A 24,484-nucleotide genomic window follows, 5' to 3' on the forward strand; every position below is an offset into this window, starting at 1 on the left:
CGCCCGGCGGGACACGACCAGGCGCTGGGTCCGGCGTGTGCGATCGCACGCGGGGGCCGGAACCGCCGCCGGCCGGGAGGCCCCGCGACGGGACACCCCCGGACCGTGACGGACCGCGCCCGGCCCGGCGGGCACTACGCGGTGAGCTCCTGGTGCAGTGCCTCGCTCAGCCGCGCGGCCCGCTCGGCCACCTCCGCCGGGCCCAGTTCCACGGCGCGCGCGCACCAGCGCCGCCCCTCGGCCAGCTCGCCCCGGCGGGCCGCGAGCAGCGCCAGCCGGAGCGCCGCCCGGCCGTGTCCGGCGTGGGCGGCTCGGGTCCACCACAGGGCCGCCTCACGCTCACTGCCCTCACGGGCGAGCAGCAGCCCGAGGTTGAAGGCGCCGTTGCGGCTGCCCGCCTCGGCGGCCTCCCGGTACCAGCGGGCGGCGTCGGCGGTGTCACCGCGGGCGGCGGCGAGCATGCCGACCCGCACCTGCGCCCGGCGGTGCCCCTGCTCGGCGGCGCGCTCGTACCACTCCTCACACTCGCTCTTCTCCTCCCGCGGGGCCCCGAGGGCGGGCGGGGCGGGCTCCGGCCGGCGCGCGTCAAGGACGGTGGCGAGGCGGAACGCCGCCTCGGCGCTGCCGCCGCCCGCGGCGCACCGCAGATGCCGCTCCGCGGCCTGCTCGTCCCCGTCGCGCAGGGCGGCGATCCCGACCTGCAGGGCGGCCTCGGTGTGCCCGGCCGCCGCGGCGCGCTCGTACCAGCCGAGCGCCGCGCGGTCGTCGTCCCGGCCGGCGTAGAGGATGCCGAGGTTGAACGCGGCGTCGACGCTGCCGGCTTCCGCGGCCTTGGAGAACCAGGGCTCGGCGCCGTTGGCGTCGCCGGCCTGCAGGAGCAGGACGGCGAGCGCGTTGGCGGCCTCCCGGTGACCGGCGTAGGCGGCGCGGCGGTACCACTGTTCGGCCTGCGGGGTGCGGTCCTGGGCGGCACAGAGCAGGCCCAGGTTGTACGCCCCGTTGACGTCGCCCGCGTCCATGGCGGCGCGGTACCAGCGCTCGGCGGTCTGCTGCTCGCCGCGGGCCGCGTGCAGGGCGCCGAGCGCGTTGGCCGCGTTGCCGTCCCCGTCCTGGGCGGCGCGCAGCCACCACACGGCGGCGCTCTCCTCGTCGCCGGCGTCACGCAGCAGGAAACCGAGCGCGCAGGCGGCCTTGGCCTCGCCCTCCTTGGCCGAACTGAGGTACCAGCGGCCGGCCTCCTTCAGCTCGCCCCGCTGTTCCAGGATCGCGCCGAGGTACAGGGCGGCCCGCCGGTGTCCGCGCGCGGCGGCCTGCCGGTACCACTGCTCGGCCTCGCCCGGCTCCCCGGTGGGCGTCGTCGCCGTCCCGGTGACGAGCGCGGGGCCGGCCCCGCCGACGGCTCCCGTGACATCCGCCGGCGCCTCGTGGAGGGAGCGCGACCGGGTGCCGGCGTCGTGGAACGAGGCAGGACCGCGCTCCGACTCGGCGGCCCGCTTCGCCAGGGCCCGGGCGAGCCGGTAGGCGGCCTCGCGGTGCCCCTGCTCCGCGGCGGCGCGCAGCCAGCGCTCGGCACCGACGTCGCTGCGGTGTTCCAGCAGGTCGGCCAGGGCGTAGGCCCCGAGGGCGTGGCCCTGCTCGGCGGACTGGCGCAGCCAGTACTCGGCGGCGGGCTCGTCCCCTCGCTCACGATGGTGGCGGCCGAGCGCGTGGGCGGCCGGCGCGGAGCCCGCGACGGCGGCGACCCGCCACCAGCCCGCGGCCTCGTCGGCGTAGCCGCGCTGGTGCAGCAGCACGCCCAGGTTGTTGGCCGCGGCGCGGTCCCCCTCCGCCGCGGCGGCGCGCAGGTGCGACTCGGCTCCGGTCAGGTCGCCGCGGCGCAGCAGCAGGGCGCCCAGCATGCTCATCGACGCGGCCTCGCCGCGCTCGGCGGCGCGCCGGTGGCGCGCCTCGGTCTCGGTCTCGCTCTCGGCAGTGGTGTCGACGGTCGCATCGACGGCCACCACGGCCTCGATGATGTCATCTGCGGCATTTTTGGCATGCCGCTGCACAAACCGCCCTGTCTCCAACAGAGTTGCCCTGTCCCCCATATATTCCATCGTCGCACCACCCGCAACGCGCGTACACCTGGTATACCGCAGCCAGTGAGGTCACTTCAGCGTTTTGTCGACATGCCCACAGAGAGATAAGTCAAACACGTCCGGGCCCAACTCACCGCCCTCGAAGCGTTCTTCGGGTGCGGCCACACGGCCCGTGACACACGTCAAGGGCCCGGATCCTGATGGATCCGGGCCCTTGACTTCAGTAGCGGGGACAGGATTTGAACCTGCGACCTCTGGGTTATGAGCCCAGCGAGCTACCGAGCTGCTCCACCCCGCGTCGTTGTGATGTAACCGTACCACGACGCGGGGTGGGTTCCGTCAGCCGCTCGGCGGGCTCGCGCTGGTGGACGGGGTCGTCCCCGGCTTGGGCGTGTTTCCGGCCGGCTTCTCGTCCGCCGGCTTCTGGTCGGCCTGCAGCTTGGCCCCGGCCTCCGCGGCCCGCTGGAGCGCGTCCTGCAGGGCCTCCTGGGCCTTGCCGTAGGCGGTCCAGTCGCCCTTCTGCAGCGCGGCCTGACCGTCGTCGTACGCCTTCTGGGCGTCGGCGATGGCCGCCTTCAGGGTGGCGTCGTTGGTGCTCGGTGTCGTCGGCGGCGTCGTGCCCGGCTGCTCCGGCCGCGGCGGCGTCGCTGCGTCCACACCGAAGACCGCGTTGAGCGCCTCGGTGAGGTTGTTCTTGAACACCGTGACGTCCTTGGTGGTGTCACCGTCCGGCTGGTCCGCGTCCACGTACGAGACGGCGACCTTCTTCAGCAGCGGGTAGAGCGCGTTACGGCCCTGGGCGTAGACCGGCTCGACGTAGAGGAAGCCGCCGTCCAGCGGCACCGTGAGCAGGTTTCCGTACTGGATGTCGGAGTCCGCGCCCTTCATGTCCCGGACGAACTGGGCGACGTCCGGGAGACCGTTCAGCTTGCTCTGCACCTGCGCGGGACCGGGCACGTCGGAGGTCACGCGCAGCAGGTCTATCCGGCCGTAGTCCTTGCTGGTCGCGTCCGCGTCGACCGCCATGAAGCCGCCCAGGTTCGGGCGCCCGTTCGGCGTGAACGTCGTCGTGAGCGAGAACCGCTGCTGGGTGTCCCCGGGCATCTTCATGCTCAGGTAGTACGGCGGAACCGCGTTGCCGTCCTTGTTCGTCGGGTCGTCCGGCACCTGCCAGGCGTCGGAACCGCTGTAGAACTGGGCCGGGTTCGTGACGTGGTAGCGGGTCAGGAGCTCACGCTGGACCTTGAACATGTCCTGCGGGTAGCGCAGGTGCTGCAGGAGGCCCGGCTTGATGGCCTCACGCGGCTGCACGGTGTCCGGGAACGCCTTCATCCACGTCTTGAGGACCGGGTCCTCCTTGTCCCACTGGTACAGGGTCACCGAGCCGTCGTAGGCGTCGACGGTGGCCTTGACCGAGTTGCGGATGTAGTTGACCTGGTTCTGCTGGGCGACCACCGCGCGCTGCTGGTTGCCCACGGTCAGGGAGTCGGCCGTGGTGTCGCCGAGCGTGGTGCGCGAGGCGTACGGGTAGCCGTTCGTGGTCGTGTACGCGTCGACGATCCACTGGATCTTGCCGTCGATGACGGCCGGGTAGGCGTCGCCGTCGATGGTCAGCCAGGGCGCGACGGCCTCGACACGCTCCTTGGGGGTGCGGTTGTAGAGGATCCGCGAGCCCTCGCCGATGGCTCCCGAGTAGAGGATCTGCGGCTCGCTGAACGTGACCGCGTAGGCGGCGCGGTTGAAGGCGCTGGAGAGGTTGACCCCGCTCCTGCCCTCGAAGCTGGTGATCTTCTCGCCGTTGTCCTCGTAGTCCAGCTCCTTCTGCGGGCCGCCGACGATCGAGTACTGATCGGTCTTCTCGCCGTAGTAGATCCGCTGCTGGTACGGGCCGAGCATGCCGGTGGTCGGCAGGCCCGCCTCGCTGAAGACGGGGGACCCGTTGGCGTCCGTCTGCGTCCCCTTGGCCATGATCGCGCCGTAGCCGTGGGTGTAGGTGAAGTGGTCGTTGATCCAGTTCCGCTTCGGGATGCCCTTGATGTTGAGCTCACGCAGGCCCACGACGGTGTCCTGGCCGGCGTAGCGGTCCACGTCGAGCGTCGTCGGGAACTGGTAGTACTTCCGCTTCTGCTCCAGCTGCTGGAACGTCGGCGAGACGATGTTCGGGTCGAGCAGACGGTAGCTGGCCGCCGTGTCGGCGTTGGTCCGCAGCTGCTCCTTGTTCTTGACCGTCGACTTGCCGGAGTAGTTCTCCGGCTTGGTGCCGTCGATCGCGTACGCCTGGCGGGTCGCGTCGATGTTCTTCTGGATGTACGGCGCTTCCTTGGCCTGCTCGTTCGGCTGAACCTGGAACTTCTGCACGATGGCCGGGTACAGGCCGCCGATCAGGATGGCCGAGAGGACCATCAGGCCGAAACCGATCACCGGCAGCTGCCAGGTGCGGCGCCACAGGGTCGCGAAGAACAGCACCGCGCAGATCGCGGCGATGCAGAAGAGGATCGTCTTCGCGGGCAGGTAGGCGTTGGCGTCGACGTACCGCAGACCCGTCCAGTTGCCGGCCGCCTTGAAATCGCTGGACTTCACGGCCAGGCCGTACCGGTCGAGCCAGTAGGCCACGGCCTTCAACGAGACGAAGACGCCCAGCAGCACCGACAGGTGACCGGTCGCCGCGGCGGTGGCGCGGGCACCCGGGCTGGTGACACGCAGCCCGCCGTACAGGTAGTGGGTCAGCGCGGCGGCGATCAGCGAGAGCACCGTGGCGGCGAAGCCGAAGCCCAGCAGGAAGCGGTACCACGGCAGGTCGAAGGCGTAGAAGGACACGTCCAGCTGGAACTGCGGGTCCTTCTGTCCGAACGGGACACCGTTGACCCACATCAGCCAGGTGCGCCACTGGCCGGAGGCCGAGGCACCGGCGATCAGGCCCACCAGGGCGGTGATCGCGAGCAGCACCCACTTCTTGTACGGCGCCAGGCCCATCCGGTAGCGGTCGAGGCTCTGCTGCTCCAGCGACATCGCGCTCAGCGGCGGCCTCAGCCGGTGCGCCAGCCAGACGTTCAGGCCGACGGCGACAGCCATGAGCAGACCGAAGACGAGGAACAGCCCGATCTTGGTCCACAGGGTGGTGGTGAACACGGACGAGTACTTGACCGAGCGGTACCAGAGCCAGTCGGTCCAGAACCCGGCGAACATGACGAACACCATGGCAAGGACGGCCAGCACGCCCAGGGTCATGAGCAGCGTGCGGGCCCGCCGGGACGGCCGGCCGACTCTGATCCTTGGCCCGGTCGGGCCCCCGCCGCCTCCGCGGTCCGGCATCTGGAAAGCCAACGTTCGCCCCTCGAGGTTGATGCGTCGTAAAGCAGGCCCCGCGATCGTAGAGCCCACTGGTGCAACTTACTGAGGCTTTACCTAGTTCCCGCCTCCGGGGGATGAGGGGGCAGGATGTTGTCCATGTCCAACGTTTCCCCCTCCGGTCCCCCGATGGCCGCGAACCCCCTCACCCGCGCGGTGCTCGAGATCGACGAGTACGCCTCCGGCCTCGGCTGGGACCGTCCGGCCCGGCTCTTCGCCCTGGTCGACACCGCCCGTCTGCGCGCCCAGGAACCGGGGCTCGTGTCCCAGCTGGGCCTGGAAGACGGCGAGGAAGCCGCCTTCACCCCTATCGAGCAGGAGGAGCTGCCCGCCGGCAAACCCCTCGACGAGTTCCTCGGCAGGATCGCCTGGCCCGACGCGGTCGCCGGCTGCGCGCTGACGGTGGAGCGGCTGATGCTGCCGCCGTCGGCCGAGTCGTCCGTGCCGGAAGGGCTGGACGAGGCCGGCCTGGCCGGGTGGGTGGCCCGCCACCCGGACCGCCAGGAGGTCCGGATGACCGTGGCCGTGCTGCGCGACGGCGCCCGCGAGGCGGCCATCAGGCTCCGCGCCAAGGACTCTCCGAACGAGGTGCTGACCGGCGCCGACCTGGTGCCCGGGCTCGCGGAGGCCCTGGCGGCGACCTTCGCCGCCTGACCCACGCGTAGGAGGGGCCGCCCCGGCCGGGGCGGCCCCTCCTACGCTTCGGTGCGTCTGCTCACCCAGAGACTCTCAGCCCTTGGCGCAGGCGGGCAGCGAAGCCGTGTCGCCCCCGCGGAGCTTCGCCAGCGCCTTCGTCGCGTCGTCGATGGTGTCCACCTTGATCAGAGTGAGTCCGGCGGGGGTGTCGGCGGCGGCGGCCTCGCAGTTGTCCGCCGGCGTGAGGAAGTACCGGGCTCCGGCGTCGCGGGCTCCGACCAGCTTCATCTCGATGCCCCCGATCGGGCCGACCTCGCCCTTCTCGTCGATGGTGCCCGTCCCGGCGATGAACTTGCCGTCGGTGAGGCTCTCCGGTGTCAGCTTGTCGACGATGCCGAGCGCGAACATCAGGCCGGCGCTGGGGCCGCCGACGTCGTCGAGCTTGATGTCGATGGTGAACGGGAAGACGTGGTCCGTGCCGGCCTGGATGCCGACGACGGCCCGGTCGCCCTCCGGGGACTTCACGGTGGTGATGTCGACCGTACGGGTGGTCGTGGGTTCCTTGCCGGCCTTCTCGGCCGCCGCGGCCTCCTCGGCCGGGACGATCGTGAACGCGACCTTCTCCCCCGGCTCGCGTTTGGTCACCCGCTCGGCGACGTCGCCGGGCTCCACGACGGGCACGCCGTCGACGGCCTTGATGACGTCCCCGGCGTGCAGGGTTCCCTCGGCGGGGCTGTCCTTCACGACGGAGGCGACGACCACCCGGGTGGTCACCGGGATGCCCAGCTCACCCAGCGCGGCGACCTTGGCCGCCTCCTGGGACTGGCTGAACTCCTCGGCGTTCTCCTGGGTCGACTCCTCCTCGGTCTTGCCGTCCGGGTAGATCGTCTCCCTCGGCACCACCAGGCTGTCGTGGGTCAGCCAGCCGTAGACGGCCTCGACGGCGTTCATGCGGTAGTCCGCGCCGGTGACGCGGACCGTCGTCATGTTGAGGTGCCCGGAGGTGGGGTACGTCCGGTGACCGGAGACCTGGAGCACGGGCTCACCACGGGCCTCACCGAGGGTGTTGAAGGTGGGGCCGGGGCCCATCCGCGCGTACGGCACCGGGAGGAGGACGCCCACACAGAGCAGAGTGATCAGGACCAGGGTGGAGGCGAGCATCGTCACAGTGCGGCGTGGCATGGAACGACAGTACGGGACGAGGCTGTGAGCGCACCCGCGGGGCGGGTCCGTACGAGGCGGTCGGCGGGCGGGGCTCAGCCGGAGACTTGGCTACTGCGTACGGCCGAGGACGGCGCCGTGGGCGCCATCTCGCGCTCGGCTCCGTCGGTAGTGGAGTGGGATCGCTCCATCGCGTCGCGGAAACGGGCGTAGCCGGCCAGTTCGGCGACATCGCCGATGGTCTTGTTCCTCGAAGCCCAGCTTCCCCATATCGCCGCGCCGACGACTGCGAAAAGCGGAATCAGCAACCAGGCGAGCACTGCCATCCCGACCTCCCATCCCCAATGAGCGACCGCAACCGACCGGATCCGGCCGATCAGCAGACTAACGATCTGCAGCAACAACGCTGCTGCCAGGGTCGCGGTTACGCAAATCGGGGCGTTCGACTACAGGACGTCGGCGCGTCGCTGGACACGAGCGGTTCAGCAGGATCCCACCCACTCCTCGGTACCGTCCGAGAAGGTCTGGTGCTTCCAGATGGGGACCTCGTGCTTGAGGTCGTCGATGAGGCGGCGGCAGGCGTCGAACGCCTCGCCGCGGTGCGGGCAGGAGACGGCCACGACGACCGCGATGTCCCCCACGCGCAGATCGCCCACCCGGTGGACGGCGGCCAGGGCGCGGACCGGATGGTCGGCGACGACCTTCTCGGCCACCCGCCGCAGCTCCGCCTCGGCGGAGGGATGGCAGGAGTAGCCGAGCGCGTCCACGTCGGCGCCGCCGTCGTGGTTGCGCACGGTGCCGACGAAGAGGGTGGTGCCCCCGGAGGCGTCGTCGCCGACGGCCCGGAAGACCTCGTCGACGGAGAGCGGGGTGTCGCGGATGGCCAGCAGCTTGATCGGGTCGGCTGCGGCCCGCTCGCCGGGATGGTCGTGGGTGGATGCCATGGTGCCCATGGTGCCGTACACCACCGGCATCCCGGAATAGCGGTTTCGACCGGCCGTACGCGGCCCTTCTCGGAGAGTCGTACGAGCCCGCCCGTCGCGCCTAGAGGCCGCGCCGCTTCCGCATCTGCCGCACCAGAGCGGCGGTGCCCAGCAGCGCCACCGTCGCGCCGGCCGCACCCGCCGCGGTCGCGTCCTTGCGGCCCAGGCGACGGCCCGCGACCGTGTGGCGGCCCTCCACCTCCTCCAGGAGCGATGCGAGCACCTCCTCGTTCGTCCACCGGGGCCGCCAGCCCGCGTCGTGCAGCCGCCCGACGCTGACGACCCACGGGTGCATGGTGTACGCGAGATCGCCCGCCGGGGACGGCGTGAGCCCGATGCGGTGCAACCGGGCCGCCGCGCCCAGGGCGACCGCGGAGGGCAGCTCCATGCGCCGGATCCCGGAGAGCTCCTCGACCTCCTCCTGTTCCAGCCAGCCGTCGCAGCCCACCGCGAACTCCCCGTCGACCTTGCCGAGGGCGGCGTACTCCAGCGCGCTGACCAGGTCCTCCACGTGGCAGAACTGCCAGGTCGGCCGTGATCCGGCGACCACCAGCAGCCGCGGGGACTCGAAGTACCGGGTCAGTGCCGTGTCCGTCCCGCCGACCAGTACGGCGGGACGCACCACGGTCACGTGCAGGCCCGGATGGGCGCGCGGGGCACGGCGGCCCAGCCGCTCGATCTCCAGCATGTCGCCGACGCCCGTGGCCTCGGCGGTCGCCCGCAGCTCCGCGTCCTCGGACAGCGGGATGTCGTTGTCGGGCAGGGCTCCGTAGACCATGGCGGAGGTGCAGAGCACCACCCGGTGCACGCCGGCCGCGGCGGCGGCCGTCAGGACGGTCTGGGTGCCGCGCACGTTGTAGGCCGTCCGGGCGGCGGCGTCCGACTCCAGGTCCAGGTCGACGGCGAGGTGCACGACCACGTCGACGCCCCGCAGTTTCTCCGCGATCGCGGGATCGCGGACGTCCAGGATGTGCCACTGCGCCTCGGAGGTCTCGCCGCGGCGCTCGTCGATCGCGATGACCTGCTTGATCTCATCCGAGGCGGCGAGGCGCCTGGCCAGCAGGTCGCCGACGCCGGACGCGGCACCGGTGACCGCGACCACGGGGCCGCGCCCGGCGGACCGGGACGATGGGTTTCGCGCTGCGCGAACCTGAGGATCTGGGGAACTCACCGGGCGTCTCCAGCGGTTGTCTTCAGTACGTGCACGAATGACGCGTACGTACCAGGTGGCGTCCATCCTGCCGCAGGGCACGGCCCGGCGGAGCACCGAGCCCATATCCGGCCCGGATGTCTACGCTGGTGGTGTGCAGCGGGCAGCCGCCGTCGGCAGGAAGCCGGCGGCCCTACGAGCCGAGGAAACCTGTGAGTGACACCCCATTCGGATTCGGCCTTCCGCCGGAGGAGCCGGAGAACGGCGACGAGGGCAAGAAGAAGGACCCCGCAGGAGGTGGCCAGGGGGCCGGTGACCAGGGCGGCGGCAATCCGTTCGGTGCCAATCCGTTCGGATTCGGAGGTCTGCCCGGTGGCCCCGGCGGTGCGGACAACCCCTTCGCCGCGATGTTCGGTTCGCTGAACCCCAACGACCTGGGCGCCGCCTTCCAACAGCTCGGCCAGATGCTCTCCTACGAGGGTGGGCCGGTGAACTGGGACATGGCCAAGCAGATCGCGCGCCAGGTCGTCGCGCAGGGCACGGCCGACGGGACCAAGGACTCCAGCGTGGGCCCGGCCGAGCGGACCGCGGTCGAGGAGGCCATGCGCCTGGCCGACCTGTGGCTGGACGGCGTGACCTCGCTGCCCTCGGGCGCGAACACGGCCGTGGCGTGGAGCCGCGCCGAGTGGGTCGAGGCGACTCTGCCCGCGTGGCAGCAGCTGGTCGACCCGGTCGCGGAGCGGGTCGGGACGGCGATGGGCGATGTGCTGCCCGAGGAGATGCAGGCCATGGCGGGCCCGCTGATCGGCATGATGCGGTCCATGGGCGGCGCGATGTTCGGCCAGCAGATCGGCCAGGCCGTGGGCGCGCTCGCGGGCGAGGTCGTCGGCTCGACGGACGTCGGTCTCCCGCTCGGTCCGGCCGGACGGGCCGCGCTGCTGCCGTTGAACATCGAGAACTTCGGCAAGGACCTGGGCGTCCCGAGGGACGAGGTGCGGCTCTACCTGGCCCTGCGCGAGGCCGCCCACCAGCGGCTGTTCGCCCATGTGCCGTGGCTGCGTTCGCACCTGTTCGGCGCGGTCGAGGGGTACGCCCGCGGGATCAAGGTCGACACGTCCAAGCTGGAGGAAGCCGTCGGCCGGCTCGACCCCACGCATCCGGAGCAGCTGCAGGAAGCGTTGCAGCAGGGCATGTTCCAGCCCGAGGACACGCCGGAGCAGAAGGCGGCCCTGGCACGGCTGGAGACGGCGCTCGCGCTGGTCGAGGGCTGGGTCGACGCGGTCGTACACGAGGCCGCCAAGCCTCGCCTGACCTCGGCGGACGCGCTGCGCGAGACGCTGCGGCGGCGCCGGGCCAGCGGCGGGCCCGCGGAGCAGACCTTCGCCACCCTGATCGGTCTCGAACTGCGTCCGCGACGCCTGCGCGACGCCTCCCGGCTGTGGGCCTCGCTCACCGACGCGCGCGGCGTCGACGGCCGGGACCACCTGTGGGAGCACCCCGACATGCTGCCGACGGCGTCCGACCTGGACGACCCGGACGGCTTCGTCCACCGAGAGCAGCTCGACTTCTCCGAGCTGGACAAGATGCTGGGCGAGGCGGCCGACGGCCGGGAGCGTCCCGCCGGGTCCGGCGAGGGCGACGAGACCGGCAAGGACGACGACGCCACATGAGTCTGCGGGACGACGCCGTTCTCGTACTGAAGGCGTACGTGGCGGAGACAGAGGCCCAGGAAGAGCTGCGCCGGACGTATCTGGACCACCTCGCGGCGCATCGGGACGCCATGTGGAAGGCGTGCGGAGCCGGACATCTGACGGCCAGCGCCCTGCTCGTCGATCCGAAGCGCGACCGTGTGCTGCTGACACTGCACCGGAAGCTCGGTATGTGGCTCCAGATGGGCGGTCACTGTGAGCCGGGCGACGCGACGCTGGCCGCGGCGGCACTGCGGGAGGCGACCGAGGAGTCCGGCATCCCGGGTCTGGCGCTGCTTCCGGGCGGACCGGTGCGCCTGGACCGGCATCCGATCCCGGCGCCCTGTCACCGGCACCTGGACGTGCAGTACGCGGCACTGGCCCCGAGCGGTGCCGTGGAGGCGATCAGCGGCGAGTCCCTGGACCTTCGCTGGTACGCGTTCGACGAGGTGGCGGAGGTCGCCGACGCCTCGGTGGTGCGGCTGGTCGAGAGCACGCGCGAGCGCCTGGAGCGGGTCGCGCCGTAGGCCGGGACGGGCGCCGAGGCCGCCGGAGCGGGTGAGGGGCCCGACGCCTGGTGTCGGTCCCCTCACCCGCTCCGGCGGCGGTTCCGGGTGACGGTGGTCTCCCGGACCGTGCTCAGCTCCAGGCGTTGTGCTGGTTCTGCGCGTGCGAGCCGTGCTGGCCGGCGCCGAACTGGGCGGCGAGGCCCGGCCCGATGGCGGCGTTCTGCGGGGGCATGACCTCGCTGGGCTGGACCAGGGCGAAGCCCTGTCCGAGAAAGCTCAGCTCCCAGCCCTCACCGGTGTTCCCGCGGCGGCGACCGACGCCGGAGCTGTGGGTCTGTGCCTGCATCTGCACGCGCAGCCCGGTCGACCAGGCGACGATGGCGTCCGCGTCGGCACTCACGTACTTCTCGGGCGTGACCTGCATCATCAGCGGCTGGCCCGAGGTCATGAGGGCGACCTTGCCGCGGCCGGAGATGTTGAGCTGGTACTTGCCGGTGCCGGAGACGCCGTACTGGCTGTCCACGGCGATGACCTCGGTGTGCAGGGTCGAGTCCAGCGCCAGCACGTAGGAGCTGTCGACGGTCACGCCCTCCTGCTCGACGTCCAGGACATGGACGTGCTGGGCGAGGTTGGCGAAGTAGACCGTGCCCTGCCCGGAGCAGCGCATCAGGTCGAGGCCCTCGCCGGTCCGGCGGCGGGCCTGCCGCTGGCCGGCGGTCTGGTACTCGCCGTCGAAATCGACGAGTCCCTGGTAGGCCACCATCGCGCCCTTGCGGGCGAGTACGTCGTCCTGGCCGGTGAGCGCCACCCGCAGCAGCTGCGGGTTCTGGACGGCGTACCGTTCCTGGCTCTGCTGCTCGGCGTAGTTGAAAAGCGGGCTCTGCATGATGTTCTCGCTCCCCTCAGCCCCGGGCCCGCAGGCGGTCGGTGCTGTCCTCGCTCGGCTGTACGACGACGATGCCCTGGCCGGAGAAGGCCATCTGGTATGCCTCACCGCTGCCCCTTCCGATCAGGGCGCCGGCCTTGAAGCTGCGCTTGCCCTTGACCTTGAGCGTCGGCGACCAGGCGACGAGCGCGTCCGGGTCGACGTAGGTCTCGTCCTCGCCGCTGCCGGAGTCGACGACGATCGGCCTGCCCCGCGAGGTCAGGGCGACCCAGCCGGTGCCGGAGACCTGGACGTTGAACAGGCCCTGTCCGGCGAACTTGGCGAGGCCCTTGACCCGTTCGACGCCCCACTGGAGCTGTGCGTCGAAGGCGAGGAGGTTGGTGCCGTTGACGGACAGCGCTTCGTTCTCGAGCCGGATGACGACCACGTCCGCGCCGTAGTCGGCGAGGTAGAGCAGCCCGTCCCCGGAGCACTTCATGACGGGCGCGCCCTCGCCGGTGAGCCATGCCTGCGCGACCTGACGGACGGCGGGCGGGTTGGGCTCGTAGGTGATGAAGCCCTCGTAGGCGACCATCGAGCCCGTCCGTGCGTACAGGTCCTGGCCGGCGGCCATGGCGACCTTCAGCATGGAGGGACCGTGGTTCTCCATCCGGGCCGCCATCGGAGTCGGGGCGTAGCCCGCGAGTTGCTGGTTCATGGTTCGGGCTCCCTCAGACCTCGTACGGCTGGACGACGATGAAGTTCCCGGGGGCTCCCCGGAACTGGAGGTTCACCGTCTCCCCGCTGTGTCCGGGGTACGCGTTGCGGCGCAGCCGGACCTGGCTGGAGAGGATCACCTGGGACGCTGCCGACCAGGCGACGACGGCGTTGGAGTCGGCGAAGGTGGTGGGCGTGACGGGCAGGACCACCGGGACGCCGTGCGTCTTGACGACGACTGTGCCCGTGCCCTGGAAGAGCATGGTGAAGAGGGCTCCACCGGGGATGCCGTGGCCCTCGATGCGGCGGACCTCGTACTGCAGCGACTCGTCGAAGGCGAGCACATTCTCGGCGGATACGCAGATGCCGTCGCCCTGCAGCTCGATCGGATGCAGGTGGGTGCCCGACTCGGCGAGGAAGACCTGGCCGCGTCCGGTGCAGCGCATCAGCTGCATCTCCTGGCCGGTGGCGTTGCCGACGATCCGGCCGGCGAACCCCGCGCCCTTGTAGCCGAACTCGACCTTGCCCTGGTACATCACCATGCTGCCCTGGCGGGCGAGCACGGGGCTGCCGCCCATGGCCAGGTCGACCCGCATGAGCTGCTGGTTCTGCGGGGTCCAGCGGGCCCCGGTGGCGGTCTCCTTGTACGGCTGGAGCGCGGCGGCGAGTCCGGCGCCGGTGGGCGGTGCGCCCTGCGGGACGCCCATCGCGCCCGGCATGCCGGGGGGTGTGCCGAAGTGCGGCTGCCCGTAGGGGGCGGGCGCGGGGGTGCCGTAGGGCGGGGGCGTCGCGCCGCCGGGAGCCTGCGCCGGTCCGGGAACCTGCCCGTACTGAGGCGGCTGCGGCGGCTGCGGTGCCTGCGGCGGCAGGCCGTAGGGCGCGGCGGGCGGGGCCAGGGGCGCGGCCATCGTGGGAGCCGAGTGCATCGGGTGGACCGGCGCCGGCGGGGTCGGCGGGCCGGGCGGGGTGCCGAACGCCGGGGCGGGCTGGGGGGCTTGGGGCGCGGCGGGCGGCGCGGCGAAGGCAGGTGGCTCGGCCGCCCGCGGGGGCGGCGCGAAACCGGGCACCGCCTGGGTGGGCGGGGCCTGCGCCTCGGGCTCTTCCTCGGCGACCTCGCCGCCGAAGTTCTTCAGCAGGGCCTCGAGGCCGCCGTCGAATCCCTGGCCGACGGCGGCGAAGCGCCATACGTCCTTGAGGTAGAAGTCGCCGAGCATCACCGCCCGCTCGGTGGAGAACTCCGAGCCGGTGAAGGCGTACCGGACGACTTCCTCGCCGCCCGCGACGATCCGGATGTAGCCGGGTCCGATCTGCGACATGCGGCCGGCGCCGTCGATGGTCGCGGTGAAGGACAGTTTGTGGATGTCCGCCGGGACGCGGTCGAGCGTGACACGGAAGGACTCCGTGTCGCCGGACTGCGCGCCGAGCAACTGGACGGACTCCTCCGGCGTCTTCGGCTGGTTGAAGAAGACGAAGTACCGGTCGTCCGAGAGCTGCTCGTTCGCGTCGAGGCCGAAACAGCTGATGTCGAAGGTCAGCCCGGGGGCCGCGATCTGCACACCGACGTACAGATCCGTTCCCGGTGTCAGATCACTGATCTTGGCCTTGTGGCCGCGTTGGAATTCCCTGGCCATGCGTACCGACCGTCCCCCATCCCGAATGTGAATGCGTCGCGCCAGGCTAACGGCTGGTTCCGGCGACGCGGCAAGCAGGTACGCGTTCGGTACAAGGCTGAAAAGATCGGGACGCGCGCTCATGCCTCGCGGGCGGCCGGCAGGTGGGGCAGCCGGTCCGCGGCGACCACGCCCTCCAGGTATCCACGGGCCCTTTCGGTCCGCGGATAGGCGTCCAGGAGCCGCCAGAACCGGGGGCCGTGCCCCGGCACCAGCAAATGCGCCAGTTCGTGGACGAGGACGTAGTCCACGACGTACTCGGGCATGCCCTGGAGCCGGTGGGAGAGCCGGATGCTGCCTTCGGAGGGGGTGCAGGAGCCCCAGCGGGTGTTCTGGTTCGTCACCCAGCGCACCGACGCGGGCCGGGCCCGGCCGCCGAGGTACTGGGCGGACAGGCGCTCGGCGCGCGCGTTCAGCTCGGTGTCGCCGAGGACGCGCCGGTTCTCCTGAGCGGCGAGCTTGTCCAGCATGACGGTCACCCAGCGTTGCTCCTCCGCCTCGGACATCCGGGCCGGGATGAGCACGATGGTGCGGTCGCCCTCGCGGTAGGCGGAGACGGTTCTGCGGCGCCGGGCGCTCCTGCGGACCTCGACCGCACTCGTCCCCGAGCCGCGGGGCGGCTTCCTCGTCACGCTGCGCTGTGGATCGGCGGGCACGCGCCCGACGTTACCCGCTGCCGGTGGGGGAAGTCCCGCCTCCAGGGGCGGTTCCCGCGTGATCCCTCCACCGCACCGCATTCGAATGATCAGCACACCGCCGTTGTGGACAACTTTTCGCGGCGGACTCGGCATCGGGGCAATCTGACAAGGGTTCAGGAAGGAGATCCCGGACCGAAGTAGATCGAATACGGGATTCACGGATCGACGGGGGACGGAAATGCATCCGATGGTGAAACCGGCGCTGCGGCGTGCCTGGCGGAATCTGCAGCTCGTTCAGTTCGGGGCCACACCGGCCCACGCGGTGGTCCTGGGGCCGGTCGACACGGCCACCGGGAGCCTGCTCGGGCTGCTGGACGGCACCCGCGGCGTGGAGTTGCTGCGCGCCGAGGCACGGGCGCTGGGGCTGCCCGAGGGCAGGCTGGAGAAGCTGCTCGGGCGACTCGCCGAGGCGGGGCTGCTGGCGGACGCCTCGGCGCTCCGGCCCGGGAAGGCGGGGGCGTCGGGACGGACGGATCCGGCGCTGGACCCGCTCCGCGCAGACCTGTCCTCACTCTCCGTGGCGTGTCCGGAGCCCGACGGCGCCTCGCGGCGGCTGGACGCCCGGCGCGTCCTGCGCGTCCAGGTGCGCGGCGCCGGCCGGGTCGGCGCGACGGTGGCGTCGCTGCTCTCGGCCGCCGGAGTGGGAGGTGTCGAGGTGTTGGACTCCGGCACGGTCGAGCCGTGGGAGACCTCGCCGGGCGGACTGCCGGCCGAGGCCGTCGGGCAGCGCAGGGCGGTGGCGGCGCGCCGGGCGGTGGGCCGCGCGGCGCCCGGCGGGCGAGTGCCGCGCGAGGCGCGCGCCGGTCCGGGTGACGGCGGGAGCGAGCCCGGTGTCTCACTCGTCGTGATGACTCCGAGGGACGGCCTCGGCGCCTACATCCCCGACCCCTTGCCGGCCCACCGCTGGATCGAGACCGGCGTCCCACATCTGTACGCGGGCGTCCTGGAGGCCACGGGCGTGGTCGGGCCACTGGTCCTGCCCGGCGGGACGGCCTGCGCGGGCTGTCTGCAGGAGGAGCGGACGGACCGGGAGCCGTACTGGCCGCGGATGCTCGCGCAGTGGCGTTCCGGCCCGCCGCCCGCCGTGCCGGCCTGTGACGTGGCCCTCGCCACGGCGGTGGCCGGGCTGGCGGCCGCGCACGCGCTGGCCTTCCTGGACGGGGAACTGCCGGCGAGCACCGAGGCCCGGTGGGAGACCTCGCTCCCGCTGCTGGAGTGGCGGACGGAACGCCTGCGAGCGCATCCGGCGTGCCCGTGTGGTGCGGTCGGCCGGGAAGAGGGGGAGCATGCCTCGGGGGTCACCGCCCCGCAGGACACAATGGCGGGGTAACGGCCCTGCGCGGCACGGCAGTCTGGGAACTGGAGGGGCTCATGTCTGATCTTCCCCGGAAGGCGGTCACTCGGACCGCCAAGTTGGCCGCGTTGCCGTTGGGCTTCGCGGGCCGGGCCACCTGGGGCCTGGGCAGACGGATCGGCGGGAAGTCCGCCGAGATCGTCGCCCGCGAGCTGCAACAGCGGACCGCGGAACAGCTGTTCAAGGTTCTCGGTGAGCTGAAGGGCGGGGCGATGAAGTTCGGGCAGGCCCTGTCCGTCTTCGAGTCCGCGCTGCCGGAGGAGGTGGCGGGCCCGTATCGCGCGGCGCTCACCAGACTCCAGGAGGCCGCTCCGCCGATGCCGACGAGCACGGTCCACACGGTCCTGGCGGAGCGGCTCGGAGCCGGATGGCGGGAACTCTTCCTCGAGTTCGAGGACAAGCCGGCCGCGGCGGCGTCGATCGGGCAGGTGCACCGGGCCGTGTGGCATGACGGGCGCGAGGTCGCCGTGAAGGTCCAGTACCCGGGCGCGGGTGAGGCGCTGCTGTCCGATCTGACTCAGCTGAGCCGTTTCGCGCGGCTGCTCGGCCCGCTCGTCCCGGGCATGGACGTCAAGCCACTGATCTCCGAAATGCGCGAGCGGGTCGCCGAGGAACTCGACTACGCGCTGGAGGCGCGCGCCCAGCGGGAGCACGCGCGGGAGTTCGCGGACGACCTTCATGTGGTGGTGCCCGCGGTGGTGCACCAGTCGGAGCAGGTGCTGGTGACGGAGTGGATCGATGGCGTCCCGCTGTCGGAGGTGATCGCGGACGGCACCGAGGAGCAACGCGACCGGGCCGGTCAGCTCCTGGCCCGCTTCCTGTTCTCCGGTCCGGCCCGCACGGGACTGCTGCACGCCGATCCGCATCCGGGGAACTTCCGGCTGCTGCCGGGGCCGGATGCCTCGCGCGGGCCGGAGGACTGGCGGCTCGGAGTGCTCGACTTCGGCACGGTGGACCGGCTGCCGAGCGGGCTGCCCGAGACCATCGGTACCTGTCTGCGCATGACCCTGGAGGGCGATGCCGAGGGGGTCTACGGGCTGCTGTGCGAGGAGGGCTTCGTCAAGGACTCGATCGATCTGGACCCCGACGCGGTCCTCGCGTACCTGCTGCCGATCATCGAACCCGCGGAGGCGGACTCCTTCGACTTCAGTCGCGGGTGGATCCGGACCCAAGCCGCCCGCATCGCGGACCCGCGATCCCCTGCCCACCAGCTCGGCAAGCAGCTCAATCTGCCGCCCTCGTACCTGCTGATCCATCGTGTGACGCTGAGCACGATCGGCGTGTTGTGCCAGCTGAACGCGACGGTTCGGCTGCGCGACGAGCTGGAGGAGTGGCTGCCGGGGTTCGTCGCGGCCGACTGACCGAGCCGTCACCACCAGGTGGAGTCGAGACGCCCTTCGATGGAACGGATGTTCTCGCGGGCGCAGACGTCGCAGACGTAGTACCGGCTGCCGTTCTCCACGGAGCAGGTCCAGGTCACCGGAAGTTCCTCGGCGGTCTTGCCGCAGCGCGCGCACACGACGGGCTCTTCGGGTCGGGCGTCATTCACTCTGGTGACGATAGTCCGGCGGGGGGCCGTCCGCAGGACAACGCACCGCGGGGGCCGGTCCGTTCGGACCGGCCCCCGCGAGGGTTCACCGGGAGGAACCCGTGCCCTGGGGCACTCAGTGCATGACGGCCATGGCGAGGGCGCGGCGGGCGCGCAGGGACACTCGCTCGGCACGCCGCTGCATCCGTCGGGCGGCGACCAGGCGCAGGGCCTGGCGTTCCGCGTCGGCTTCACGCAGACGCTCGTGCATATGGGCACGAGCCATGGCTTCTGGGATGAGTTGCATTTCGCGGGTCCTGTTCTGACGCGAGGCGTGCGCACCGGTGGTGTGCATGTCCGGGGTCGCGGAGCCGGAGGGCTCCCGGGTGGAAGAGGTCATCGGGGCCAGCTTCTGGGGATCGTGCGTGAGGGGTCGGTCGATGGTTCCGGTGATGTTCATGCCGAGACCGGGTTCTTGCGCGGGCGGCCACGGGGCCGCTTGCGGGCGACGACGACGCCCTGGACGAACAGCTCGCCACCCCAGACGCCCCACGGCTCACGCCGCTCCTGGGCGCCGGCGAGGCAGGCCGCCACCAGCGGGCAGCTTCGGCAGAGCGACTTGGCGTACTCGACGTCCGCCGGGGACTCGGCGAAGAAGACCTCCGGGTCGTACGAACGGCAGGGGACGGCTACACCGAGGTTGTCGATCGCTTCGTCGAGCGCGGTGAGCGTCGTGAGGGGGGTCAAGGGGGTGTCCTCCGTGAGGCCGGGCGGGGGGATCGTTTCGGAAGGCGGTACGGACGGGGCGTGCGCTTCGAGTTGCACGGTGGTCGTTCCTCGTCTGGTTGTTCCGGCCTGTTGGCCGGGGTTTCGGCTGGTACCGGGTTCTTGCTTGTCCCGAGGCTCCTTCGTTCCGTCCTCCCCGTTCGGGGACAAACAGAAGGGCCGCGGATCCCGGGTGGGGTTCCGCGGCCCTGAAGGCGCCGGCCTGATCGAAGATCAGACTGGATCGCTCCAGGGTTCGAGCCCACGGATGGCCCACATCGTGTAGTGCTTCGTCGTCTGCTGCTCGGTTTCGGCACCGGTCGCCGCAATGGCATGGGCCGAGGCCTTGCATGCCGCTACTCCTGCTTCCAGTGCCTCGGTCGGTCGCTCATCGCGCTCCATGACGGGCTGACCCGTCAGGACGGCCGCCGGCCGCAGGGAAGCGAAACCGGGCATGCTGGTACCCGGGGTACCGGCGCCGAAGAGACCGTTGCCCGCGAACGCCGAGCCGGAGAGGCCGAGCGAGCAGGTGGAGACGACCGAGCGACCGGTCATTTTGTCCATGCCGACGAAGCGGATGCTGCTGTTGCTGTCGGTGTAGCTGATCACTGGAATCGCCTCCTCTCGGCGTCTCGGAGGGCTCGGCGTGAACCGGACCCTCAGGTATGCGGACAAGTACAGCACGGGGACAGGGCTTCGAAGAAGCCGCCGTTTCCGTGGTTAAGAACCTATGGGGCTTGACGGGGAAGGCGCAAACTATTTTTCCGACGAGTTTTCCTCAGGGGGTCTCGTCGGCTCCGCCAGGCTCCTCGCCTGCGCAGATGGCCAGGACATCGGCCCCGAACCGGTCCAGCTTGCGGGCCCCGACACCGGAGATCCCGGCGAGCTCGCCGTCGCTGGAGGGCACGCACTCCGCGATCGCCATGAGCGTCTTGTCGGTGAAGACGCAGTAGGCCGGCTGCCCGAGTTCCCTGGCCTGTTCGGAGCGCCACTCCCGCAGCCGCTCGTACAGCGCCTCGTCCATGTCCGACGGGCAGTCCTCGCAGCGCATCAGCTTCATCTCGCCGGCCTCCGTGAGCGTGGAACCGCACACCCGGCAGAGCACCGGGCCGCGGCGCTTGCGCCGGCCGCCGCCCCGCTCGACGGAGCCGCCTCCCCCGGCCCCCGCGGCGCCCAGGGAGCCGGAGCCGGGTCGCAGCCCCTTGAGGAAGCGGGTCGGCCGCCGGGAGGCACGACCTCCCGGCGAGCGGGAGAGCGCCCAGGACAGGGAGAGGTGGAACCGGGCCCGGGTGACCCCGACGTAGAGCAGCCGACGCTCCTCTTCGACCTGCTCGTCGGTCTTGGCGTAGGTGATCGGCATCATGCCCTCGGTGAGCCCGACCAGGAAGACGGCGTCCCACTCCAGCCCCTTGGCGGCGTGCAGGGAGGCGAGCGTGACGCCCTGGACCGTCGGCGCGTGCTGGGCTGCCGCCCGCTCGTCGAGCTCGGCGACGAGGTCGGACAGAGTGGCCCCGGGCTTGGCACGGGCGAAGTCCTCGGCGAGGCGGACCAGGGCGGCGAGGGACTCCCAGCGGTCTCGGACGGCGCCGGAGCCGGCGGGCGGCTCGGTCGTCCAGCCCTTGGTGGAAAGCACCGCGCGGACCTGCGCCGGGAGGTCCTCGGCGTCGTCGAGCAGGGAGTCGTTGCCTCCGGCGCGCGCGGCGCCGCGCAGGGCGACTCCGGCCTCGCGCACCTCCTGGCGTTCGAAGAAGCGCTCGGCGCCGCGGAGCTGGTAGGGCACTCCGGCGTCGGCGAGGGCTTGCTCGTAGACCTCGGACTGGGCGTTCACGCGGTACAGCACGGCGATCTCGCCGGCCGGGACCCCGGAGGCGATCAGGTCGCGGATGCGGCGGGCGGTGCCTTCCGCCTCGGCGGGCTCGTCGGCGTACTCGGTGTAGGCGGGGTCGGGGCCGGGGTCACGCTGGGACACCAGCTCGAGACGGTGCTCGGCGGCCCGGCCGCGGGCCTGGCTGAGCAGCCCGTTCGCGAGGTGGACGACCTGAGGCGTGGAGCGGTAGTCGCGCACCAGCTTCACCACCGTGGCGTTCGGGTGCCGGGTGCGGAAGTTCAGCAGGTGGTCGGGGGTGGCACCGGTGAAGGAGTAGATCGTCTGGCTGGCGTCCCCGACGACGCACAGACTGTCCCGGTCGCCGAGCCACAGGTCGAGCAGACGCTGCTGGAGCGGGGAGACGTCCTGGTACTCGTCCACGACGAAGTGCTGGTACTGCCCGCGGATCTGGTCGGCGATGTCGTGACGGTCCTGGAGGATGCCGACCGCGAGCAGCAGCACGTCCTCGAAGTCGATCACCGAGCGATCCCGCTTGAGCTGCTCGTACATCGCGTAGATCTGGCCGATCTCGGCCGGGTCGCGCGGTGCGTCGCGGACCGACTTGGCCACGGCCGCCGGGTAGTCGGCGGGGACGGTCTGGGTGACCTTCGCCCACTCGATCTCGCTGGTGACGTCGCGCAGCTCGTTCCGGTCGAGGCGGACGCGGCAGCGTGCGGCGGCCTCGGCGACGAGCTGGATCTTGCGCTCCAGGAGCCGGGGAAGCTCACCACCGACGACTTTCGGCCAGAAATACTGGAGCTGGCGCAGGGCCGCGGAGTGGAAGGTGCGGGCCTGGACTCCGCCCGCGCCGAGCTCGCGGAGCCGTCCGCGCATCTCGCCGGCCGCCCGGTTCGTGAAGGTGACGGCCAGCACACTGGCCGGCTGGAGTATCCCCGCCCGCACCCCGTAGGCGATGCGGTGCGTGATGGCCCGGGTCTTGCCCGTGCCGGCTCCCGCCAGCACGCACACCGGGCCGTGCAGGGCGAGGGCCACCTCGCGCTGCTCGGGGTCGAGCCCGTCGAGCACCGCGTCGGCCGACTCGGGTACCCGCGGGAAAAGAGAGGAGTGCGTTGCTGCTGTCACCCCGCCATGCTGCCAGGTTCACGGGGGTGGATGCGGCGGCTTGTCCACAGGCCCCGGTCACCGGTCGTACGAACACGGGAATGGTGGGGGCGGGTCCCGCGTTCTTCCCTCGGCAGCCACCAGCGAACGAAGGAGCTCCAGGCCATGCAGGGCACTGTGACGATGTACAGCACCACGTGGTGCGGCTACTGCCGTCGGCTGAAGAGCCAGATGGACCGCGAGGGCATCGCGTACACGGAGATCAACATCGAGCAGGACCCGGACTCGGCCGCGTTCGTCGAGAAGGCCAACGGAGGCAACCAGACGGTTCCGACGGTGTTGGCAATTTCCCCCTCTGGCGCCGAGTCGGTCATGACGAACCCGAGCCTGGCGCAGGTCAAGCAGGCCCTCGCCGTCTGACCCTCCCGATCCCCCGTAGATACGACAGGGCCCCTGCTTCGGCAGGGGCCCTGCTCACGTCCCAGAGATCACTGAGGGGCGCGGGAGTACTGCTCCAAGATCGCTTTCGATGTGGACCTATCCACAGGTCGTAGCTCCCACGGTCCCGTGTTCACGTCAAAGTCCTCGCCGAACCCGACCCACTTCCCGGCCATCCTCCGGCCAGTCGGCTCGAACAGGAGCTGAACGGCTCCGTGGTATCGGGCACCGTTGTAGTAGCCATCGGCGGCCGTCTGCTCGACCCACGAACCGGTGACGACGTTCCGATCTACGGTGAGGTCGAGGGTCGGCGGACTGTCCGGGTTGCTCGACGCCCCCCGGGAGGCTCTGAGCGGTCAGCCGGTTCCCGTGCTGCACGATCACCACGTAGTGCTTGCCCTCGTACGCGTCGCCCCGACTGGACGAGGAGAACTCGTACCTGCTCAGCCACACCCCCGAATACTCCCCATCGGCCTGTGCTGCCGTGTGGGCGCTGACGGCGGCGGAGGTGACCCCGCCCTGTCCTGCGTCCATGTCATGCCCTCCTGTCCCGTCTGCATGAACCCTGGCCATCGGTACCGGCAGGGTGAACCCCAGAGCCTCCACGGGACGCCCCGTAACCCTCTCCAGGGCACGCGCGTACACACCCCGGGGGGCTTGCTCGTCCCCGGCTCCCAGCGCTGCACCAACCGCTTGGAAGCCTCGTTCGGCTCTCCCACATCCCGCCCCGGGACTACGAGCCGGACGAGTGGGAGGCGCGGTTGAAGGAAGTCGGGTTCGTGGACGTACAGGCCCGGATCATCGCCCCGCCGATGGGGCGCCGAACGGGCACGCTCCTGGTGACCGGAGACAAGCCACAGCCGCAAGACCGTGCCGACGGTGCAGATCCTGCCCGCCGCCGGTGGCTCCGAGGTCGTCCTGACCAACCCGAGCCTCGCCCAGGTCAAGCAGGCGCCCGGTGGGGGCCCTCCCCTGTCCCGGCGCCGTGGTCACACGACGTCGCCCGGCTTCGGCAGCGGTCTGCCGTACCAGCGCTCGATCAGCCGGGAGGCGATCGAGATGCCGTACGGCGGCAGCACCTCGCCCGACTCGAAGGCCGCGGTCAGGTCCTCCCGGGAGAACCAGCGGGCCTCGTGGATCTCCTCGCCGTCCACGTTGATCTCCGAGGAGGTGGCGCGGGCCATGAAACCGAGCATGAGGCTGGAGGGGAAGGGCCAGGGCTGGCTGGCCACGTAGGTCACCTCGCCGACCGTGACACCCGCCTCCTCGAAGACCTCACGGACCACGGACTGCTCCACCGACTCACCGGGCTCGACGAAGCCCGCGAGAGTGGAGAAGCGGCCCTCCGGCCAGTGCACCTGCCGGCCGAGGAGGGCACGGTCCAGCTCGTCCGTGACCAGCATGATCACGGCGGGGTCGGTGCGCGGGTAGTGCTCGGCACCGCACGCCTGGCAGCGGCGGATGTGACCGGCCGCGGCGATGACGGAGCGCTCGCCGCAGCGGGAGCAGAAGCGGTGGAGCCGCTGCCAGTTCTCCAGGGCGACGGCGTGTGCCATGAGGCCCGCGTCCCTCGGCGACAGCAGCAGTCCGGCCTCGCGCAGTCCGGCCGGACGGGCGGACTGGTCCATGCGGCCGGGCAGCGCGTCCTTCTGGAGGGCGAAGTAGGAGACGCCCTCGGCGTCGGTGCCCAGGAAGTAGCGGTGGGTCTCGGTGACCGGGGCCTCGAAGGTCGGGGTCATGACGAGCTCGGTCCGGCCGTCGGGAGTGTCGTCGATCAGCGCCTGGCCGCCGGAGACCACGAAGACGAGGGTGCTGGGGTGGCTCCAGGCCGCCGCCAGCCATGCCTCGTCCAGACGGTGGTGGGCCGCGCGGTCGATGCCGCTCGGGGCGGTGAGCCCGATCGGTCGTTCCGCGGTCTCGTTGCTCTTGGTGCTCACAGGTGCTTCCAACTCCCCCGGATCGGTGAT

The 24,484-nt window shown here is 71.4% G+C and carries 22 protein-coding genes, 1 tRNA gene and 2 pseudogenes; 7 read left to right on the forward strand and 18 right to left on the reverse strand.

The genetic code is table 11. The features are described from left to right. Positions 1 to 134: 134 nt before the first annotated feature. The 3 genes from OG393_RS09845 to OG393_RS09855 form a co-directional block, all read right to left on the reverse strand. The gene (locus OG393_RS09845) at positions 135 to 2,096 is read right to left on the reverse strand and encodes a tetratricopeptide repeat protein (RefSeq protein ID WP_327374268.1); all 1,962 of its coding nucleotides are present in this window, start codon (positions 2,094 to 2,096) and stop codon (positions 135 to 137) included. A 206-nt stretch (positions 2,097 to 2,302) separates the two neighbouring features. After that, a tRNA-Met gene (locus OG393_RS09850) sits at positions 2,303 to 2,376 on the reverse strand. Between the two features lie 41 nt (positions 2,377 to 2,417). Continuing rightward, complete coding sequence (locus OG393_RS09855) at positions 2,418 to 5,390, reverse strand: UPF0182 family membrane protein (RefSeq protein WP_327374269.1); 2,973 nt, start codon at positions 5,388 to 5,390, stop codon at positions 2,418 to 2,420. Between the two features lie 135 nt (positions 5,391 to 5,525). Between OG393_RS09855 and OG393_RS09860 the strand changes: the two genes are divergently transcribed. Next, complete coding sequence (locus OG393_RS09860) at positions 5,526 to 6,080, forward strand: PPA1309 family protein (protein ID WP_327374270.1); 555 nt, start codon at positions 5,526 to 5,528, stop codon at positions 6,078 to 6,080. A 75-nt stretch (positions 6,081 to 6,155) separates the two neighbouring features. Here OG393_RS09860 and OG393_RS09865 read toward each other — a convergent pair whose 3' ends face one another. The 4 genes from OG393_RS09865 to OG393_RS09880 form a co-directional block, all read right to left on the reverse strand. Beyond that, positions 6,156 to 7,244, reverse strand: coding sequence for a YlbL family protein (locus OG393_RS09865; RefSeq protein WP_327374271.1), 1,089 nt, complete (start codon positions 7,242 to 7,244; stop codon positions 6,156 to 6,158). A 74-nt stretch (positions 7,245 to 7,318) separates the two neighbouring features. Continuing rightward, positions 7,319 to 7,624, reverse strand: a complete 306-nt coding sequence (locus tag OG393_RS09870; RefSeq protein WP_327378628.1) for a hypothetical protein — start codon at positions 7,622 to 7,624, stop codon at positions 7,319 to 7,321. An 81-nt stretch (positions 7,625 to 7,705) separates the two neighbouring features. Next, positions 7,706 to 8,167, reverse strand: a complete 462-nt coding sequence (locus OG393_RS09875) for a molybdenum cofactor biosynthesis protein MoaE (RefSeq protein ID WP_327374272.1) — start codon at positions 8,165 to 8,167, stop codon at positions 7,706 to 7,708. Positions 8,168 to 8,267: 100 nt separating this feature from the next. Then, the gene (locus tag OG393_RS09880) at positions 8,268 to 9,377 is read right to left on the reverse strand and encodes an SDR family oxidoreductase (protein WP_327374273.1); all 1,110 of its coding nucleotides are present in this window, start codon (positions 9,375 to 9,377) and stop codon (positions 8,268 to 8,270) included. 191 nt (positions 9,378 to 9,568) lie between these two features. Between OG393_RS09880 and OG393_RS09885 the strand changes: the two genes are divergently transcribed. Together OG393_RS09885 and OG393_RS09890 are read left to right on the forward strand one after the other, a co-directional pair. Then, on the forward strand, positions 9,569 to 11,026 hold the full coding sequence (locus tag OG393_RS09885) for a zinc-dependent metalloprotease (protein ID WP_327374274.1): 1,458 nt from the start codon (positions 9,569 to 9,571) through the stop codon (positions 11,024 to 11,026). Continuing rightward, a complete protein-coding gene (locus OG393_RS09890) occupies positions 11,023 to 11,571 on the forward strand; it encodes an NUDIX hydrolase (RefSeq protein ID WP_327374275.1) in 549 nt (182 codons plus the stop codon). The genes OG393_RS09885 and OG393_RS09890 overlap by 4 nt, the downstream gene beginning before the upstream one ends. 112 nt (positions 11,572 to 11,683) lie before the next feature. Here the strand turns inward: OG393_RS09890 and OG393_RS09895 are convergent, their stop codons facing one another. From OG393_RS09895 to OG393_RS09910, 4 genes are all read right to left on the reverse strand, one after another. Next, complete coding sequence (locus OG393_RS09895) at positions 11,684 to 12,439, reverse strand: AIM24 family protein (RefSeq protein ID WP_327374276.1); 756 nt, start codon at positions 12,437 to 12,439, stop codon at positions 11,684 to 11,686. A 16-nt stretch (positions 12,440 to 12,455) separates the two neighbouring features. Continuing rightward, on the reverse strand, positions 12,456 to 13,136 hold the full coding sequence (locus OG393_RS09900; RefSeq protein WP_327374277.1) for an AIM24 family protein: 681 nt from the start codon (positions 13,134 to 13,136) through the stop codon (positions 12,456 to 12,458). 13 nt (positions 13,137 to 13,149) lie between these two features. Further along, the gene (locus tag OG393_RS09905) at positions 13,150 to 14,766 is read right to left on the reverse strand and encodes a TerD family protein (RefSeq protein WP_327374278.1); all 1,617 of its coding nucleotides are present in this window, start codon (positions 14,764 to 14,766) and stop codon (positions 13,150 to 13,152) included. Between the two features lie 119 nt (positions 14,767 to 14,885). Beyond that, complete coding sequence (locus tag OG393_RS09910; RefSeq protein WP_327374280.1) at positions 14,886 to 15,461, reverse strand: M48 metallopeptidase family protein; 576 nt, start codon at positions 15,459 to 15,461, stop codon at positions 14,886 to 14,888. Positions 15,462 to 15,681: 220 nt separating this feature from the next. Between OG393_RS09910 and OG393_RS09915 the strand changes: the two genes are divergently transcribed. Further along, complete coding sequence (locus tag OG393_RS09915; RefSeq protein WP_327374281.1) at positions 15,682 to 16,833, forward strand: TOMM precursor leader peptide-binding protein; 1,152 nt, start codon at positions 15,682 to 15,684, stop codon at positions 16,831 to 16,833. A gap of 41 nt (positions 16,834 to 16,874) precedes the next feature. Next, complete coding sequence (locus OG393_RS09920) at positions 16,875 to 18,218, forward strand: ABC1 kinase family protein (RefSeq protein ID WP_327374282.1); 1,344 nt, start codon at positions 16,875 to 16,877, stop codon at positions 18,216 to 18,218. Between the two features lie 8 nt (positions 18,219 to 18,226). Here the strand turns inward: OG393_RS09920 and OG393_RS09925 are convergent, their stop codons facing one another. From OG393_RS09925 to OG393_RS09945, 5 genes are all read right to left on the reverse strand, one after another. Beyond that, positions 18,227 to 18,406 (reverse strand): hypothetical protein, encoded by a 180-nt coding sequence (locus OG393_RS09925; protein ID WP_327374283.1) that lies wholly within the window; start codon positions 18,404 to 18,406, stop codon positions 18,227 to 18,229. Positions 18,407 to 18,521: 115 nt separating this feature from the next. Continuing rightward, complete coding sequence (locus tag OG393_RS09930) at positions 18,522 to 18,845, reverse strand: hypothetical protein (protein WP_327374284.1); 324 nt, start codon at positions 18,843 to 18,845, stop codon at positions 18,522 to 18,524. Then, a complete protein-coding gene (locus OG393_RS09935) occupies positions 18,842 to 19,210 on the reverse strand; it encodes a WhiB family transcriptional regulator (protein WP_327374285.1) in 369 nt (122 codons plus the stop codon). The genes OG393_RS09930 and OG393_RS09935 overlap by 4 nt, the downstream gene beginning before the upstream one ends. Positions 19,211 to 19,384: 174 nt before the next feature. Further along, complete coding sequence (locus OG393_RS09940) at positions 19,385 to 19,759, reverse strand: hypothetical protein (RefSeq protein WP_327374286.1); 375 nt, start codon at positions 19,757 to 19,759, stop codon at positions 19,385 to 19,387. A gap of 169 nt (positions 19,760 to 19,928) precedes the next feature. Then, positions 19,929 to 22,100: an ATP-dependent DNA helicase UvrD2 gene (locus OG393_RS09945; protein ID WP_327374287.1), complete on the reverse strand. Its 2,172-nt coding sequence runs from the start codon at positions 22,098 to 22,100 to the stop codon at positions 19,929 to 19,931. A gap of 144 nt (positions 22,101 to 22,244) precedes the next feature. On the opposite strand from OG393_RS09945, the gene OG393_RS09950 reads away from it, so the two are divergent. Next, on the forward strand, positions 22,245 to 22,499 hold the full coding sequence (locus tag OG393_RS09950; RefSeq protein WP_327374288.1) for a mycoredoxin: 255 nt from the start codon (positions 22,245 to 22,247) through the stop codon (positions 22,497 to 22,499). A 68-nt stretch (positions 22,500 to 22,567) separates the two neighbouring features. On the opposite strand, the pseudogene OG393_RS09955 reads toward OG393_RS09950, so the two are convergent. Further along, positions 22,568 to 23,236: pseudogene (locus tag OG393_RS09955) on the reverse strand (XRE family transcriptional regulator). A gap of 145 nt (positions 23,237 to 23,381) precedes the next feature. Between OG393_RS09955 and OG393_RS09960 the strand changes: the two are divergent. Next, a pseudogene (locus OG393_RS09960) lies at positions 23,382 to 23,477 on the forward strand (NrdH-redoxin); the annotation flags it as partial. A 29-nt stretch (positions 23,478 to 23,506) separates the two neighbouring features. Here OG393_RS09960 and nudC read toward each other — a convergent pair. Further along, complete coding sequence (gene nudC, locus OG393_RS09965; protein WP_327374289.1) at positions 23,507 to 24,454, reverse strand: NAD(+) diphosphatase; 948 nt, start codon at positions 24,452 to 24,454, stop codon at positions 23,507 to 23,509. Positions 24,455 to 24,484: the final 30 nt, after the last annotated feature.

The sequence above is a fragment of the Streptomyces sp. NBC_01216 genome, from assembly GCF_035994945.1.
Classification (GTDB): Bacteria; Actinomycetota; Actinomycetes; order Streptomycetales; family Streptomycetaceae; genus Streptomyces.